The organism is Xenorhabdus mauleonii (genome assembly GCF_900113945.1).
Lineage (GTDB): Bacteria > Pseudomonadota > Gammaproteobacteria > Enterobacterales > Enterobacteriaceae > Xenorhabdus > Xenorhabdus mauleonii.
The window spans coordinates 15,425-31,473 of the sequence record NZ_FORG01000024.1 but is presented as its reverse complement, the minus strand read 5'-3'; the positions used below and the strand labels follow the sequence as shown (position 1 = coordinate 31,473).

At 45.4% G+C, this 16,049-nt stretch carries 17 protein-coding genes; 6 read left to right on the top strand and 11 right to left on the bottom strand.

The window, feature by feature from the left end; all coding sequences use genetic code 11:
- Positions 1-43 precede the first annotated feature (43 nt).
- A complete protein-coding gene (ppiA, locus tag BM100_RS17815) occupies positions 44-610 on the bottom strand; it encodes a peptidylprolyl isomerase A (RefSeq protein ID WP_092513412.1) in 567 nt (188 codons plus the stop codon).
- A 470-nt stretch (positions 611-1,080) separates the two neighbouring features.
- Between ppiA and yihA the strand changes: the two genes are divergently transcribed.
- On the top strand, positions 1,081-1,704 hold the full coding sequence (yihA, locus tag BM100_RS17810; protein ID WP_092513410.1) for a ribosome biogenesis GTP-binding protein YihA/YsxC: 624 nt from the start codon (positions 1,081-1,083) through the stop codon (positions 1,702-1,704).
- Positions 1,705-1,785: 81 nt separating this feature from the next.
- On the opposite strand, the gene spfP is transcribed toward yihA, so the two are convergent.
- The 5 genes from spfP to BM100_RS17790 all read right to left on the bottom strand — a co-directional run bounded on the left by spfP (position 1,786) and on the right by BM100_RS17790 (position 7,478).
- The gene (gene spfP, locus BM100_RS24170) at positions 1,786-1,833 is read right to left on the bottom strand and encodes a small protein SpfP (RefSeq protein WP_438361642.1); all 48 of its coding nucleotides are present in this window, start codon (positions 1,831-1,833) and stop codon (positions 1,786-1,788) included.
- Positions 1,834-2,277: 444 nt separating this feature from the next.
- Positions 2,278-5,133 (bottom strand): DNA polymerase I, encoded by a 2,856-nt coding sequence (polA, locus tag BM100_RS17805; protein ID WP_092513460.1) that lies wholly within the window; start codon positions 5,131-5,133, stop codon positions 2,278-2,280.
- A gap of 392 nt (positions 5,134-5,525) precedes the next feature.
- Entirely contained in the window at positions 5,526-6,149 is a 624-nt protein-coding gene (dsbA, locus tag BM100_RS17800) for a thiol:disulfide interchange protein DsbA (protein ID WP_092513408.1), read from the bottom strand.
- A gap of 51 nt (positions 6,150-6,200) precedes the next feature.
- The gene (locus tag BM100_RS17795; protein WP_092513406.1) at positions 6,201-7,190 is read right to left on the bottom strand and encodes a serine/threonine protein kinase; all 990 of its coding nucleotides are present in this window, start codon (positions 7,188-7,190) and stop codon (positions 6,201-6,203) included.
- 18 nt (positions 7,191-7,208) lie between these two features.
- Positions 7,209-7,478: a YihD family protein gene (locus BM100_RS17790; protein ID WP_092513404.1), complete on the bottom strand. Its 270-nt coding sequence runs from the start codon at positions 7,476-7,478 to the stop codon at positions 7,209-7,211.
- 176 nt (positions 7,479-7,654) lie between these two features.
- Here BM100_RS17790 and mobA point away from each other — a divergent pair, with 176 nt between their 5' ends.
- The 3 genes from mobA to BM100_RS17775 all read left to right on the top strand — a co-directional run bounded on the left by mobA (position 7,655) and on the right by BM100_RS17775 (position 10,281).
- The gene (gene mobA / locus BM100_RS17785) at positions 7,655-8,257 is read left to right on the top strand and encodes a molybdenum cofactor guanylyltransferase MobA (protein WP_092513402.1); all 603 of its coding nucleotides are present in this window, start codon (positions 7,655-7,657) and stop codon (positions 8,255-8,257) included.
- A complete protein-coding gene (mobB, locus tag BM100_RS17780; RefSeq protein ID WP_092513400.1) occupies positions 8,254-8,778 on the top strand; it encodes a molybdopterin-guanine dinucleotide biosynthesis protein MobB in 525 nt (174 codons plus the stop codon). Before mobA ends, mobB begins: the two co-directional genes overlap by 4 nt.
- Before the next feature lie 114 nt (positions 8,779-8,892).
- Positions 8,893-10,281, top strand: coding sequence for a pyridoxal phosphate-dependent decarboxylase family protein (locus BM100_RS17775; protein WP_092513398.1), 1,389 nt, complete (start codon positions 8,893-8,895; stop codon positions 10,279-10,281).
- 178 nt (positions 10,282-10,459) lie between these two features.
- Here the strand turns inward: BM100_RS17775 and BM100_RS17770 are convergent, their stop codons facing one another.
- From BM100_RS17770 to BM100_RS23190, 5 genes are all read right to left on the bottom strand, one after another.
- Complete coding sequence (locus tag BM100_RS17770; protein ID WP_092513396.1) at positions 10,460-10,966, bottom strand: GNAT family N-acetyltransferase; 507 nt, start codon at positions 10,964-10,966, stop codon at positions 10,460-10,462.
- Positions 10,967-11,060: 94 nt separating this feature from the next.
- Positions 11,061-11,360, bottom strand: a complete 300-nt coding sequence (gene lsrG, locus BM100_RS17765; protein ID WP_092513394.1) for a (4S)-4-hydroxy-5-phosphonooxypentane-2,3-dione isomerase — start codon at positions 11,358-11,360, stop codon at positions 11,061-11,063.
- A gap of 1 nt (position 11,361) precedes the next feature.
- Positions 11,362-12,246, bottom strand: coding sequence for a 3-hydroxy-5-phosphonooxypentane-2,4-dione thiolase (gene lsrF / locus BM100_RS17760; protein WP_092513392.1), 885 nt, complete (start codon positions 12,244-12,246; stop codon positions 11,362-11,364).
- 65 nt (positions 12,247-12,311) lie between these two features.
- The gene (gene lsrB, locus BM100_RS17755; RefSeq protein WP_092513390.1) at positions 12,312-13,331 is read right to left on the bottom strand and encodes an autoinducer 2 ABC transporter substrate-binding protein LsrB; all 1,020 of its coding nucleotides are present in this window, start codon (positions 13,329-13,331) and stop codon (positions 12,312-12,314) included.
- 366 nt (positions 13,332-13,697) lie between these two features.
- Entirely contained in the window at positions 13,698-13,844 is a 147-nt protein-coding gene (locus BM100_RS23190) for a hypothetical protein (protein ID WP_169924746.1), read from the bottom strand.
- Between the two features lie 340 nt (positions 13,845-14,184).
- Between BM100_RS23190 and BM100_RS22705 the strand changes: the two genes are divergently transcribed.
- Positions 14,185-14,391 carry a hypothetical protein gene (locus BM100_RS22705; RefSeq protein ID WP_139216992.1) on the top strand — a complete coding sequence of 69 codons (207 nt, stop codon included), beginning with the start codon at positions 14,185-14,187 and terminating at the stop codon, positions 14,389-14,391.
- 57 nt (positions 14,392-14,448) lie between these two features.
- Positions 14,449-16,041: an autoinducer-2 kinase gene (gene lsrK / locus BM100_RS17745; RefSeq protein WP_169924745.1), complete on the top strand. Its 1,593-nt coding sequence runs from the start codon at positions 14,449-14,451 to the stop codon at positions 16,039-16,041.
- The last annotated feature ends 8 nt before the right edge of the window (positions 16,042-16,049 follow it).

Below are 16,049 nucleotides of genomic sequence, written 5' to 3'. Positions count from 1 at the left end.
ACAACATAGCAACAACTTGAAAGATAAAAGGTATATCGAACGATTAAGACTCAACTTTAGCCGACAGAATCACAATAGGCTTCACCGGTACATTTTGATAAGGGCCAACATTTTCTGTCTTGACCTGAGAAATTTTATCAACCACATCCATGCCTTTTACCACCTTGCCAAAGACGGCATAGCCAAAATCGCGCTGACCGTGGTCAAGGAATGCATTATCGGTAACGTTAATAAAAAATTGGCTGGTGGCACTGTCTTTATCAGCGGTACGTGCCATCGCGATCGTGCCACGAAGATTACGCAACCCATTGTCCGCTTCATTTTTGATTGGCGCTTTGGTCGCTTTTTGCTTCATATCTTTTGTAAAGCCGCCACCCTGAACCATAAAACCAGGAATCACACGGTGAAAAATAGTGTTGTTATAAAAACCCTCATTGGCATATTCAACGAAATTCTTGGTAGAAATGGGTGCCTTAGTATTATCCAACTCAAGCTCAATTTCCCCAGCTGATGTAACCAGCTTGACGTGAGTTCCGGCGGCCAATGCTGGGGTAGCTATCACGCCGATAGCACATGCAGTCATAAGCGACACAAAAATACGTTTAAACATTGATGGTTCCTTTATTTTTGAGGTCAACAATAAAACTCATAACAACAAAACTCATTAAGTTTAATTCCCAATAGGAATAACTTCCAAAGATTTACCTACATTTACGAGTATTTTAGATGAGTAATGACGAAATCAATCTATACAATTTTTATATTCGCATATTTGGGAAGAGATTAATTTAAGAATAACCTCACATATTGATACTTTTTCTATCTAACAAAAAAAGGCTCTGGAGCGGGTTAATCCCCCAAAATCAGCGTCATTTGAAGCGTGCTCCGGAAATATTTCGTCATAAATAGGGCAAAACCGCTTCCCGCTGCAAATTAATAAAACCAAAATAGCGCCACCTTCTGCCACTAATTCCGTTCACTGGAATAAATTCACCGCAATAAAGTTACACCTGTCCACAAGCCATTGCTCCCGCTATAATCCCTACGCTATTTTTGTGTATTCTTCTGGAGATAACCATTTTGACCATCAAACACTACAACTATCATATGACCCACTTTGTCACGAGTGCACCTGACATTCGCCACCTGCCTCAAGATGTGGGAATTGAGGTCGCGTTTGCCGGTAGGTCAAATGCAGGTAAATCCAGCGCATTGAATGCGTTGACCCGCCAAAAAAGTCTGGCGCGTACCAGTAAAACCCCCGGACGCACCCAATTGATCAACTTATTTGAAGTGGAAGACGGTGTCCGTCTGGTTGATTTACCGGGATATGGCTACGCAGAAGTACCAGAAGAGATGAAACGCAAATGGCAAAAAGCGTTGGGGGAATATCTCCAGAAACGTGAATGCCTGCTGGGATTAGTAGTTTTGATGGATATCCGTCATCCGCTGAAAGATCTGGATATGCAGATGATTGAGTGGGCCGTTGTGATGGAAGTGCCTGTTATGGTACTGCTGACTAAAGCCGATAAACTGGCATCCGGCGCCCGTAAAAGCCAATTGGCGAAAGTTCGTCAGGAACTGGCGAATCTGGATGGCGATATTCAGATAGAAAACTTTTCTTCCCTGAAAAAGATAGGCATCGATAAGCTTGAGCAGAAACTTGATCTTTGGTTTAACCAGCCTGCCGTTGAGATGGAATAATTTCCGCCAACTTTCCCACAGACCCCGAATAAAAGATAAAAAAACGCCCCAGTCAAAAGAAATGACTGGGGCAGCTAATATTCAGCTAAATCCGATTACGTGAAGTAAAAGGTCTGAAAGATAGAACATCTTACCTCTGTACCCTACGCCGACAACTTTACCCTATTCTTTTCATCAAAAAAAGACTTTTTTGTAATTAATTTTCATTAACTACCTCGATTCAGCCACTGTTTTTTAATCAAATTAGGTTGTTATGCACTTTTTTATGTAGTTTTATTACATATTAGTGAGATCTAGATCTAATATAAAACCTAACTAAAATTCTTGTTACATGCCCATCCGCGATGTCATAGCCCTGAATTCAGCTCATTAAAAAAGCAGTCATTCCATAAAAATCATTCAATTAAGAATCATTTTTACACAAAAAAAATATTTTCCCTTTCGCCCCAAAAAAAAGAAAAAAAAGAGCCGCATGTTTGCGACCCTTTTGTTTTTATTTGTATTTGAGTAGAGAAGTGAAGGTAAAAAGTGGATGTGAGCCTGATTGGCAAAATCGCCTATATTATCAGCCGATCAATGAGCCTGATCCCAATTTTCACCTACTCCAACATCCACTTTTAACGGCACGTCGAGCAACATGCTTTGTTCCATGAGTTCCCGAATTTTCTGCTCTGCGGCGGCCAATTCAGAACCATGTACCTCAAACACGAGTTCATCGTGAACCTGCATGATCATACGAACATTAGGCTGTTCGCGGACAATCCAATCATCTACTGCGATCATCGCCAGTTTGATAATATCCGCCGCTGTACCTTGCATTGGCGCGTTGATGGCTTCACGTTCCGAAGCCTTGCGGCGCATGGCATTGCGTGATTTGATTTCCGGCAGGTATAAACGGCGGCCTTCCAGTGTTTCAACAAATCCATGCTCGGCAGCCTGTTGGCGCGTACGCTCCATATAAGCCAACACACCGGGATAACGTTCAAAATAGAGATCCATATAGCGCTGTGCTTCACCACGTGGGATACCTAACTGGCGGGATAGGCCAAACGCGCTCATGCCGTAAATCAGGCCAAAGTTGATGGCTTTCGCACTACGGCGCTGCTCGCTGGTGACTTGCTCCAATGGCACACCAAACACTTCCGCAGCCGTGGCACGATGGATATCCTTGCCCTGCGCAAACGCGTCCAATAAACCCTTGTCCTGCGATAAATGCGCCATGATGCGCAATTCTATCTGCGAATAGTCCGCCGCCATGATTTGGTAGCCTTCCGGTGCCACAAATGCCTGACGTATACGTCGCCCTTGCTCATTACGTACCGGGATATTTTGCAGGTTAGGATCACGGGAAGAGAGGCGTCCCGTGGCAGTTACCGCCTGATGATATGACGTATGGACGCGATTGGTCAGAGGGCTGACCATTTGGGGCAATTTGTCCGTATAAGTGGATTTCAATTTAGCCAAGCCACGGTGCTCCAGAATAACCCGCGGCAATTCGTGCTCTTCCGCCAGCTCTTCCAGCACTTCTTCATTCGTTGAAGGCGCACCATTTGGCGTTTTTTTCAGTATCGGCAAGTTCATTTTTTCAAACAAAATGACCTGAAGCTGCTTTGGCGAAGCCAGATTGAATTCTTCACCTGCCAACTCATAAGCGGATTTTTCCAGCTCATCCAAACGCGCAGTGATTTCTTTTGAATGCTCTGCCAATGTCTTGGCATCGATCAATACCCCGGTTCTCTCCATGCGGGACAGAACAGGCACCAACGGCATCTCAATTCTATGGAAGACATCTTTCAGCGTGGGAACACTTTCTAACTGCGGATACATCGCCTGATGCAATCGCAACGTAATATCCGCATCTTCCGCTGCATATTTTGATGCTTCCTCCAGCGGGATCTGATTGAACGTCAGTTGTTTTTTGCCTTTACCCGCAATCTCTTCAAACGTCGTGGTTTTATAGCTTAAATGACGGTCTGCAAGGCTATCCATGTCATGTCGGCCTGCTACGCTATTCAGAACATACGATTCCAGCATGGTGTCAAAAACAATGCCATTTAAGGCAACGTCATAACGCGCCAGAACACCACGATCAAATTTCAGGTTTTGACCAATCTTCGGCAGGTTTGCATCTTCCAGCAGTGGTTTTAATGCCGCTAAAACTTCATGCAGATCGAGCTGTTGCGGGGCGTCGAGATAATCGTGCCCTAATGGCAGGTAAGCCGCTTCCACTTCCGGCTCTCCCGCTGCTGCTTTTTCAGCGTCTGTTTTTTCAACGTCGGTTTTTTCAACTAAAAGAGCAAAAGACATTCCCACCAAATTGGCGGTTAAAGTATCAAGGCTGTCAGTTTCGGTATCAAAGGAGAATGCAGGTGCCTGTTTAAGTTTCTCAATCCACTCGGCAAGGGATTGATGATCCAAAATAGTTTGGTAGCTTTCCGGAGAAATGTTGGCCGCGTTTGGTTTAACTGCCGCCGGCGCTGTCTTGGAAACAGTCGAAGCCGAGGAAGAAGAGGAAGAGGCTTTCTGCCCATTTCCGTCCAGCCAACTGCCATTTTGCACGTCGCTGATCCAACGCTTGAATTCATAGTGGCTGAACTGTGTCAGCAGTTCATCTGCATCGGGTGGAACAACGGAAAGCTGTACACAGCTCCTGTCCAACTCAACATCGGTTTTAATTGTTGCCAACTGATACGAGAGATAAGCGACCTCTTTGTGCTGCTCCATTTTCCCGCCCAGTGTCTTGGCACCACGGAAACCGAGAGCGGCAATATCATCCAGTTTGGCGTAAATCTCATCCAACCCGCCAATTCCCTGCAATAATCCTAACGCAGTTTTCTCACCCACCCCCGGTACACCAGGAATATTATCGGAAGAGTCTCCCATCAGGGCGAGAAAATCGATGATCAATTCCGGTGGAATGCCATATTTTTCTTTAACTTCTTCCGGCCCCAGAATCGTATTGGTCATGGTATTAATCAGGGTGATATTCGGCGTGACCAACTGGGCCATATCCTTATCACCGGTACTGATCAAAACAGAGCGGCCTTCTTTTTCAGCCTGCAACGCCAGTGTACCAATCACATCATCAGCCTCTACACCCGGCACAACCAGAACAGGCAGCCCCATTGCCTTGACCATTTTGTGCAGCGGTTCAATTTGCGCACGTAAATCATCCGGCATCGGTGGGCGATGGGATTTATATTCAGCGAATAATTCATCACGGAATGTTTTACCTTTGGCATCAAACACGACCGCCACATGACTGGGTTTATACTGCACAATCAAACTGCGCAGCATGTTCAGCACGCCATACATGGCGCCCGTTGGTTCTCCTGCACTGTTTGTCAGCGGAGGAAACGCATGGTATGCGCGATAAAGGTATGAAGAACCATCAACCAAAATCAGGGGATTATCTGCTATCTGTGCCATAAAATTTTCTTCGTCATTCTGAGGGATGAATAAAGAATAGAATGCCATACTGCGTCGCTATAGACGAATTTTGCGAGAATTTTCTCGTAACAACACGCAATTCATGACAAATATTCTGATGAATGTTTTGTGGATAACTTTGTGCACAAAAAAATGGCACATAAAACCGATTTATGTTTATCACGATAGATAATGAATAACAGAGGGTAAAAATCAATGAATTACGGGAAATATTACAGAAATATTGCAACTACTTAAAAATCACTGACTTGTGGATATTACCGGAGTTTATGTTATGAAAGTGGCATTTCAGCAAGTATTGTGCCAGCTTTATCGCAGCCGGCTCAATACCTGTGTTATTTTATATTAATACTAACATTTAACTAATGTTCTTATTTTTTGGTCAGCAGATAATTCACTACCTGAGAGAATTTCGGCGCATAATCCATTGCTGACGTAGCATCAATACCGCCATTATTAATCTGATACTTACCACTCACAAAAACAGCCGGAACACCGCGCAGTGCAAAATCATTGGCTGCCTGACGCTCTTTAGCGGCAACAGATTGCACGATAAAACTATTCAATGCCGCATCATAATCCTCACCCGATACGCCCGCTTTAATGAAAGCATTGCGAATGTCAGCTTTAGTATGAATGGATTGGTTCTTCTGAATACCATCAAACAAAATTGGCGTTACTTTATCTTGAATCTTCATAACGATGGCAACTGCCCAGGCATCGGTCAGCGCGCTACCCAGTGGCCCAATGAAATCAACGTGATAACGTTCATGAGTCACACCTGCTGGCAGGTTTTTCTCTACCGTAGAAGGAACATGATAAACATTTTCGAACTGATAGCAGTGAGGGCAATAAAAAGAGAAAAACTCGACGACCTGCGGTTGGTTCTCAACTGGTTTTTTTAATGCAACGTACTGCTTACCTTCAGAAAAATTGGCAGCGGACGCAGAAAATGCCATAAACGCCCCTACCAGCACTAGCCAAAATTTTTTCATAGCGGTCTCCAGAGAAATTAATACATAGAAAACATGAATTTATAGGGAAAACTAATACATTGGATTAAGCTGTAAAGGTTTTTCCTGTAACAGATTGATTTGTTCAGAAAAAACTTTTTTTTGCTGAAACCAAAAATCACTGTCAGCCATCCACGGAAATGCTTTCGGGAAAGCGGGATCTTGCCAACGACGCGCAATCCAAGCCAAATAATAGACCATCCGCATCGCACGCAGGGGTTCTATCAACGCCAATTCCTTTGGATCGAAATCCGTAAATTGCCCATATGACTCAAGTAAAATGTCCAATTGGATAAGCCGTTCCTGCCGTGACCCATTGAGCAACATCCACAAATCCTGAACCGCAGGGCCATTGCGGGAATCATCAAGATCAACAAACCATGCTTCATCACGCCACAAGATATTACCAGCATGGCAGTCACCGTGCAGTCTCAATACTTGCCAATTATCATGCCATTGCCCCGCCACCACTTTATTCAATTCATCCAGCGCGGCAAGAAAGTCTTTCTTGTGTTTAGCAGGTAACAGTTCACACTCAGCCAAATAGTGATAGGGCTGGTACAGATATTCATCAAGGTTAATAGTTGGGCGGGCAGTGAAAGCTTTTTGGCGGCCAATTTGATGCATTTTTCCCAGCAAGCACCCGACGTCTTCCAGTTGGTCAAAATTGTCTGATTCGTACTGACGCCCGCCCACACTGGGGAAAATGGCAAAAAAGAACCCGGCATAATTCAGCAAAGTTTGCCCATCAAACATAAGCGGGGCAGCAACCGGCAAATCAGCCTGCTGCAATTCGCGTGCAAAATCATGCTCTTCTTGGATTTGTTGCTGATTCCAACGTAAAGGGCGATAAAATTTCACAACATAACGTTTGCGGTCTTCATCCATGAACTGATAAACACGATTCTCGTAACTATTCAGTTCCGTCAGGCCAGAGTCGATATGCAAACCGGACTGAACTAACGCATCCATAATCAAATCTGGGGTAATATTCTGAAAATTAAAAGCCTTAGATTCCGTCACAACACAATTCTCTCTCGCTCAATCTTTGATAATGCCCCGGGCGCGCAATAACGCAGTCTTGAAATCATCTTCATAGTCTTTTTTCAATCCGGGGATTTCTGCGTGATTATCAGTACCGCGCATTTTTAAGTGATAAATCAGGGTATCATCTGTCAGTTCAGACAATTGACCTGTAAAACCCGCTTCATCAGCCAATTTCTGCAAAAGCGCTGCCAAACTTAAATCCGGCTCATTCTTCCACACTGGTTGTAAAAGTTCGATAACTTCATTGAGACGGTGGTGCTTCATTTTTAGTTCCTTGATAAATAACTATATAAATTAGCAGGGTTAATGCTTCTTAGAAAGAATTGGTCTGTCAATCAGCGTAAAGTTATACTTCCCCCTCAAGGCAGCATCGTTAGATATTGATTCACAATGGTTATATATACTCAAACATTTCATTGCCCAATATCAGGTAATTTAACATGACGCATCCAAAAATCAGTGGCGCAATTCTGGCTGGAGGGTTATCCACCCGTATGGGGGGAAATGACAAAGGACTGCTGCAATTCGACGGCACACCACTCTATCAACATATTGCGACAAGATTGCAGCCACAGGTGCATGAACTGTTGATCAATGCCAACCTCAATCTTGGCGTTTATCAGCAAAGTGGCTACCCCATCATACCGGATATCATTACCGATTTTTCTGGGCCGCTGGCGGGTATGCTGTCGGTCTTAAAGAACGCCATTCATGAATGGGTGGTATTTGTTCCCTGTGATGTTCCCGATTTTCCCGCAGATCTTGTTGAAAAACTGTGGCGTTACAAACAATACGCCAGAGCCGCTTATGTACACGACTGCGAACGCGCCCACCCTACTCTGGTATTAATGCACCGCAGTTTGATCCCGCGGTTGGAAAGTTATCTTGCGCTGGGAGATAGAAAGCTGATGTTCTTTATGCAGATGATTAAGGCGAAAGCCGTTTATTTCCCCGATACCAATGCTTTTACGAACTTAAATACACCGGAAGAGTGCCATGACTGGAAACTCCGGCATTGGGAATTTCTTCAGGAGAGTGCATGACCCATCGCTTAGACGACACAGCACTGCCTATACTGGGCATCGTTGCTTATAGTGGAACCGGAAAAACGACGCTACTAAAACAGGTTATTCCACTATTGCGCCAGCAACATATCCGTATTGGATTGATTAAACACACTCATCACAATATGGATGTTGATAAGCCCGGCAAAGATAGCTATGAACTGCGCAAGGCCGGAGCAAGCCAGACATTGGTCGCCAGCCAGCAACGTTGGGCATTGATGACAGAAACGCCAGAACTTCCGGAATTGGATCTTCACTACCTCGCCAGCCGATTTGATGCAAATTCACTGGATCTGATTCTGGTTGAAGGTTTTAAACACGAACCTATCCCCAAAATTGCCCTTTATCGAGATGGCATGAACCATACCGTCGATGAACTGCTGGATCCCCATGTGATAGCCATTGCCAGTGATATTCCACTGGCACCATCACTGCCGCAGCTTGACATCAATCAACCAGAACAAGTCGCAGCATTTATTTCGACGTGGCTATACAAATAACGCGGCTATACAAATAAATAGCAATACCGATAAGTGGCCATCACGATGATTAGCTATCCCAATAAAAAAATTACATCAAATCACCGGAAAATCGATATAACAGGAAGCCACACCATGAAAGATCCTATCCGTGACTCTTCGTTGTCAGCGGTTAAAACAGCAAGCAAAATAGCATACGACTACGTCAGTGAAATCCGGAACCAGCGGGTATACCCAGATGCAGAAGCCTTATCGAACCTGCAATATTTCGATAAACCGTTACCCACAACGGGCACTCATTGTCAGCAAGTCCTTGAACAGCTCCACACATATGGCTCGCCCGCCACAGTCGCAACCACCGGCGGCCGGTACTTTGGCCTGGTTGTTGGAGGCTCAACCCCTGCCGCTATGGGCGCCAACATCATTACCAGTGCTTGGGACCAAATCGCCTTGATGAGATCCTCTTCACCAGTCGCCAACCAATTAGAAAAAATTGCCGGGCGCTGGGTATTAGAATTACTGGGTTTGCCATCCGATGCGTTCGTTGGTTTTGTGACGGGCACGACAATGGCCCATGTCAGTGCCCTGAGCACAGCACGGCATTATCTGTACCAGAAGCAGGGTTATGACATTGCGGAACAGGGGTTGCACAATGCACCAGAATTGAAAGTTGTGTTACCTGAAGAAGCACACATTTCCGTTTTAAAGGCATTGAGGCTGCTCGGTTTTGGCCGTTCACAATGCATCTTTGTGCCATGTGATAGTCAAGGCCGTATTATTGAAAGTGCCGTTCCTGAATTTTCAGCCAATATGATTCTGGTGTTACAGGCGGGAAATTTGAACTCCGGTAGCTCAGATAATTTTCATTCTCTGATCCCAAAAGCCAAAAAAGCAGGCTGCTGGGTGCATGTCGATGGCGCTTTCGGGCTTTGGGCGCGGGCATCAAAGGAAAAATCCACCTTGGTCGAAGGCGTTGAAGCCGCAGATTCATGGGCTGTAGATGCCCATAAATGGCTAAATACTCCTTACGATTGCGGCATGTGTATCGTGCGGCATAAGCAAGCGCTCAGGGAAATCATGACAACTTCAGCCGCTTATGTGGAAACGCAAGATATGTGGCAATCGAAAGATATGCTGCCTGAATTTTCCCGCAGAGCCAGAGCGGTTGAAGTATGGGCTGCAATTGCGGAGCTGGGTGCACAAGGAATAGAGGCGCTGGTTGAGCGCTGCTGCCTACATGCGAAAATGCTGGCTGAGGGGCTGAAAACACTCGGTTTTACTGTCCTCAATGAGGTTGTTCTTAATCAGGTCGTCGCCTGTTTGCCTGACATCAACTTACAGCGTGCAATGCTGCAAAAAGTGCAGCAATCCGGTGAATGCTGGTTCGGGCAAACAACGTGGCAGGGAAAAGAGGCCATTCGTCTCAGCGTCAGCTCTTGGGCAACGACAGAAGATGATATTCAACGCAGCTTGGCAGCAATTGCCACCGCCATCGAAGAAATAAAAGCAATGCCAATGAAATAAAATGCATTAGCTTAGATTTGACAGGTTGTGTGTTAGAACACGATTAAACCTGTCAGTCGACACAGAGTGAAAGCTAACCTGTTAATGTGTGAATAGGCAAGGATGCTATATTACCGCCTTGTCTTATAGGCAGCTAGGCAGCGGAACAGAACTTATCCAGTTAAGCATAGCATCCCGCTCACGAACTAAACTCAGACTCTCGCCTCATAAGAAATTCGTCATGGAACACACCATTAACACATAACACAGCGGTATCAATTGCCCATTCAGTGAATCCATAAGAACGATAAAGCGCACGCGCCACATGATTGGTTGTAGCTACTGAAAGTTTTACGGTTCTGGCTGAACATGCTGCCTCCAGTGCCGCCTCCATAAGCTTTCCTGATAGCCCCGAACCTCTCATCTCGGATCGGACATAAACTCCCCAGATAGTCGCCACATGACTCAGCTTTGGTGAGGTGCTGCAATTAACTCCGATAATGCCCTGTAAGTTGTTATGAAGATCGAATCCGCCCAAAATATGATTGTCCCGTAACAGATCACCAAAAAACTGTGTTGGCTTCTGGTTCCAGTCCTCATAAGATGCGCCAAAAGCCTCTGGATGAAGCCGCAAAGCTTCTAATCTTACTCTTCTGAAATCTTCCAGATCGCTCTCATTGACACGGCGAACAGTAAATTTTTTCACTCTTAACCCCTGGCTATCGCAACTTTCTGAACCATCCCGCTCTCCCCGGTCACATGATTATGTTCCCGGGGGATTCATGAGCAACCTCTGCCTTTTACTTTCCTTCCGGCATCAAACCAACAAACGTTGTTTTTTTACGAGGCCCAGTCATCAACGCTTCCAGCTTTTCGACACAACGCAAGTAATGCGGCGTTTTCTTATGCGCAGCCACAGCCGCTTCATCGGCATAGGCTTCATAGATATAGAAGCGAGTCGGGATATTTTCATCACGCAACACATCAAAACGCAAATTACCCGGTTCTTTCACCGAACCAAGGTGATTATCCCGGAATACCTGAATAAATTCGTCGATCTTGTCAGCTTTGACATTAATCTCAACTAATGTGACGTGCATATTATTCTCCCTTGGCTTTTTCGCTCAGGAACAATTCATACGCCTGTGCGGGTTTTTCATTGTTATGTACCACAGCCTGTACCGCTTTCAACATCGCAACGGGAGCTTCGGACTGGAAGATATTTCGTCCCATATCCACTCCAGACGCTCCTTGATCGATAGCTTGATAGCACATTTCCAGTGCATCCAACTCCGGCAGTTTCTTACCACCTGCAATGACAATCGGCACAGGGCAGCCGGCGACAATCCGCTCAAATCCACTCTCGACATAATAGGTTTTGATGATGTTCGCACCCATTTCTGCCGCAATGCGGGTTGCCAGCGAAAAATAGCGTTGATCACGAGCCATGTCCTTACCGACTCCCGTCACCGCCATCGTTGGCATACCATAGCGCGTGCCCTGATCCACCAGCTTAATGATATTTTTGATGGATTGATGCTCATATTCCGAACCGATATAAACTTGGGCGGCAACCGCACAAACATTGAGCCGAAGGGCGTCTTCCATCGCGACCGCGACAGCTTCGTTCGATAGTTCAGTCAACATGGAATTGGCACCAGACGCACGCAGCACCACGGGTTTATTGGTTGCAGGGGGGACTTGGCTGCGTAAGATCCCACGGGTACACATCAACACATCGGTATGTTCAAATAGCGGGGCAATATTAATGTCAATGCGCTCTAAACCCGTCGTTGGCCCTTGAAAATAGCCATGATCGAACGCCAGCATGACAGTTCTATTGGTCGTGGGATTAAAAATCCGTGACAGGCGGGATTGCATCCCCCAATCCAGTGCACCACACCCTTTCAGTTCAAACAAAGTATTCTTCTGTGGCGTATCAAGGCCAAAATCTTTACCGTCTTTGATATCATCTAAATCTGCCATTTTGCCCTCCAAAAAGGTGTCAGAAACAGGCTGCACAGCAGCCCATCAATCAGAAATCACATTGGTTAGAAGTTGTACTCATTGATATTGTCTTTAGTAAAAACCACTCGCTCTGGCATGACAACGATACCATTACCTTCCGCTTCATAACGGTATCCCTGTACACTGTTGGGAGAGATTTCAACATTGCCAATATCTGGAATCGTCAATTTATCGCCTACATTCAAATCGCCTTTTTGCAATATTTCGTTGGCGATATGAATCGCTATCTTGCCCTGCTTGACCACATCCCACAGAGCGAATTGCTTGACCGTTCCATTTTCGACATAAGGACGCATAACATTCGGGGTGCTGAAACCAACAATTGCCACATCCTTACGTTTCAGGTTTTCTGCTGCCTGGGCCGCTGCCGGCAGCGCGTTGGCATCTGGCGCAATGATCGCATCCAAATCGTCCCACGCTTTCAAAATGCCCTCTGCCGTTTGTAACGATTTCGTGGCATCGTTATAACCAAACCGAGTGGTAACAATTTCCCAATCAGGATGTTCAGCCGCAATCTTGGCCTTGGCTTCTTTTACCCATTGGTTTTGATCCGTCACCGTTGGGCTGGAATAGAAAAATGCCACTTTTGCGTTTTTCTTTTTCACTTGATTGGCTGCCATGTCGATCAGTAGCCCGCCCAACTGTTTTGGCGTTCCTTGGTTGATATAGATAGAGCGGCACTCTGGTGAAGTATCTGAATCCCACGTCAAAATTTTAACACCCCGCTTCATTGCACGTTTTAAAGCGGGGCACAGTCCATTTCTTGATACAGCTGACACTACAATTGCGTTATAACCTTGATTAACGAATGTATTGATAAGATGAACCTGTTCCACCATATTTGATTCCACTGGGCCATCATAAATGACTTCAACACCCAATACGTTCCCAGCCTCTATCGCACCTCTAGCGCCACCAGTAAAAAACTCAACACCAACCAGTTTAGGGATAAATACTATCTTTTCTGCCGCCAGTCCCCCAGAAACCCATACCAGACTTAATGCAGCAGCTAAAACCAGTTTTTTTATTGTTGGCGCTTTCATGCCTATCTCCATCTATTCTTGTCCTAAAATCATTTATGTTTCAGGAGCTTCTTTTTCATTTCTGATTTGAAAATATATTGCCATGAAAGAGAAGCCCTTCAACATTACCACCAATTCACGAATTTGGTAGCGATGTAGCAAAACAAAATGCCCTTCAACACTGCAATCAGAAAAACACCAAATAACAACAAAAATAATCACTGTTATTATCAAAATCGGCACAGTCAAGATATAAAACAGGCGAAGGATTTATTCACAAGAATAACATCATAACGCGTATAGAAAATCAGGACGGTATTAAACGAGCTATACTGCATACCAACAAATAAAGCTAAAGGAACGGCAATAATTCTAGTACAGATAAAGTTACTGATACTGAACAATAACATTCCACCAACCCATCCAGGATTGCAGAGCGTAAACCAGACTCAACACCAACGTGCAATTAATTTGTTTCAATACAATCATGCCAGAAGATAGCCCATTGAGCCTATACGCAGTTCCGGCTAACACTCCATACTCCCTTAACAAACTATCTAAGTTGGTAACAGTATTGCTCAGTAACATCATGTAGATTTCATGACATTTTTAATACTTATACCTGCCGCCTTTCTAGTTACAGCTCTGTTAACGACGTTCACTCATCCAACCATATAGTTATATGAAACATTATTTATATAAAATAATGTTTATTCAATGAGTTAATTAAAAAATTAATATTTTTTTAGTAGTCAGATCACATTTTGTGAAAAAAATAAGATCATATTAAAATATGTTCAAAACTTTACGATTAATTCCTATTACATTAATAGTATTTCGCGCTTATCCTTTCTTTGTGGATAAAGAAGTTGTTATGTCGATTAAATCAATCAAGAAACAACTATTATCAGAAAGGATTGTATTATCCGATGACATTGGCTATTTAAGTCACCACTACCCAGAAAATAATGCGGGCAGACTGCCTGCAACCAGAAACAACAATCATGTGCTCCGGATACATCAATTCACTGGTAACAGAAGAACAGACCGCAAGAGCTATGTTGACTTGATCGACAAATAACTATCCATCCCCTGTGCCATATCAAATAAGAAGATAACGACAGATGAGGATAGTATCATGACTCAACGCACTCATGCCCAACCATCAGGGAAGTATCTGATGGCGCTTGATGCAGGAACTGGCAGTATCCGTGCAGTTATATTTGATCTCGACGGAAATCAGATAGCCGTCGGACAGGCTGAATGGGTACATCAGCCTGTGCCGAATGTTGCTGGTTCGATGGAGTTTGACCTGAAAAACAACTGGCAACTGGCTTGCCAATGTATCCGGCAAGCACTGCAAAAAGCAGATCTGCCCGCCGAGGCGATACAAGGCGTTGCCGCCTGCTCAATGCGGGAAGGCATTGTCCTTTATAACCGCAATGGCGATCCCATCTGGGCATGCGCCAATGTAGATGCCCGCTCCAGTCATGAAGTCAGTGAACTCAAGGAACTGTACAACAATACTTTTGAGTATGACGTCTATCGTTATTCCGGCCAGACTCTGGCATTGGGCGCCATGCCACGCCTTCTTTGGCTGGCTCATCACCGCCCCGATATTTATCGGCAAGCCAGCACGCTAACGATGATAAGCGACTGGCTTGCTTATATGTTAAGCAATGAATTAGCCGTGGATCCTTCCAACGCCGGCACCACAGGCATGCTGGATTTAGTCAGCCGGGATTGGCGCCCGAGTTTGCTGGAAATGGCGGGGCTGCGCTCTGATATTCTTTCCCCCGTCAAAGAAACAGGCAGCCTGCTCGGTTATATCACAGAAAAAGCCGCGGCAGAGTGTGGCCTGAACAGCGGAACCCCCGTCATTATGGGCGGTGGTGATGTTCAGCTCGGCTGCCTCGGCATCGGTGTTGTCAAACCCGCCCAAACGGCGGTACTCGGAGGAACATTCTGGCAGCAAGTCGTCAACTTGCCAGAACCCGTTACCGATCCGAATATGAACATCCGCATCAATCCACACGTTATTCCCGGCATGGCGCAGGCTGAATCAATCAGCTTCTTTACCGGCCTTACCATGCGCTGGTTCCGCGATGCTTTCTGTGCAGAAGAAAAATTACTGGCAGAGCGTCTGGGAGTCGATGCCTACAGCTTACTGGAAGATATGGCAGCACGGGTTCCTGCCGGGGCACATGGGGTAATGCCGATTTTCTCCGATGTGATGCGCTTTAAATCGTGGTATCACGCCGCGCCATCTTTCCTCAATCTCTCAATTGATCCGGAGAAATGCAACAAAGCCACCTTATTCAGGGCGTTGGAAGAGAACGCGGCTATCGTTTCAGCATGTAATCTCGACATGGTTTCGACATTCTCAGGTGTCAAAGCGGATTCATTGGTTTTCGCTGGCGGGGGATCGAAAGGCAAGCTCTGGAGCCAAATTCTCTCTGACGTGACCGGATTGCCGGTTCGGGTTCCTGTCGTCAAGGAAGCCACCGCTTTGGGCTGCGCAATTGCGGCCGGCGTTGGCGTCGGATTATATGACTCCATGTCGGCAACAGGCGAAAGATTGGTTCGTTGGGAGCGGGAATACCAACCAAATTTGGAACATCGTGAAATTTACCAGAAAGCGAAAAAAGATTGGCAGACTGTGTATGCGGATCAATTGCATTTGGTGGACGATGGTTTGACGACTTCCTTGTGGAAGGCACCGGGATTGTAATCTTCAGG

Excerpts from the sequence above, each read along its gene's own strand:
- ppiA (WP_092513412.1), bottom strand. The coding sequence starts at position 610 with ATGTTTAAACGTATTTTTGTGTCGCTTATGACTGCATGTGCTATCGGC.
- polA (WP_092513460.1), bottom strand. The coding sequence starts at position 5,133 with ATGGCACAGATAGCAGATAATCCCCTGATTTTGGTTGATGGTTCTTCA.
- dsbA (WP_092513408.1), bottom strand. The coding sequence starts at position 6,149 with ATGAAAAAATTTTGGCTAGTGCTGGTAGGGGCGTTTATGGCATTTTCT.
- BM100_RS17790 (WP_092513404.1), bottom strand. The coding sequence starts at position 7,478 with ATGAAGCACCACCGTCTCAATGAAGTTATCGAACTTTTACAACCAGTG.
- mobA (WP_092513402.1), top strand. The coding sequence starts at position 7,655 with ATGACGCATCCAAAAATCAGTGGCGCAATTCTGGCTGGAGGGTTATCC.
- mobB (WP_092513400.1), top strand. The coding sequence starts at position 8,254 with ATGACCCATCGCTTAGACGACACAGCACTGCCTATACTGGGCATCGTT.
- BM100_RS17775 (WP_092513398.1), top strand. The coding sequence starts at position 8,893 with ATGAAAGATCCTATCCGTGACTCTTCGTTGTCAGCGGTTAAAACAGCA.
- lsrG (WP_092513394.1), bottom strand. The coding sequence starts at position 11,360 with ATGCACGTCACATTAGTTGAGATTAATGTCAAAGCTGACAAGATCGAC.
- lsrF (WP_092513392.1), bottom strand. The coding sequence starts at position 12,246 with ATGGCAGATTTAGATGATATCAAAGACGGTAAAGATTTTGGCCTTGAT.
- lsrB (WP_092513390.1), bottom strand. The coding sequence starts at position 13,331 with ATGAAAGCGCCAACAATAAAAAAACTGGTTTTAGCTGCTGCATTAAGT.
- BM100_RS22705 (WP_139216992.1), top strand. The coding sequence starts at position 14,185 with ATGTCGATTAAATCAATCAAGAAACAACTATTATCAGAAAGGATTGTA.
- lsrK (WP_169924745.1), top strand. The coding sequence starts at position 14,449 with ATGACTCAACGCACTCATGCCCAACCATCAGGGAAGTATCTGATGGCG.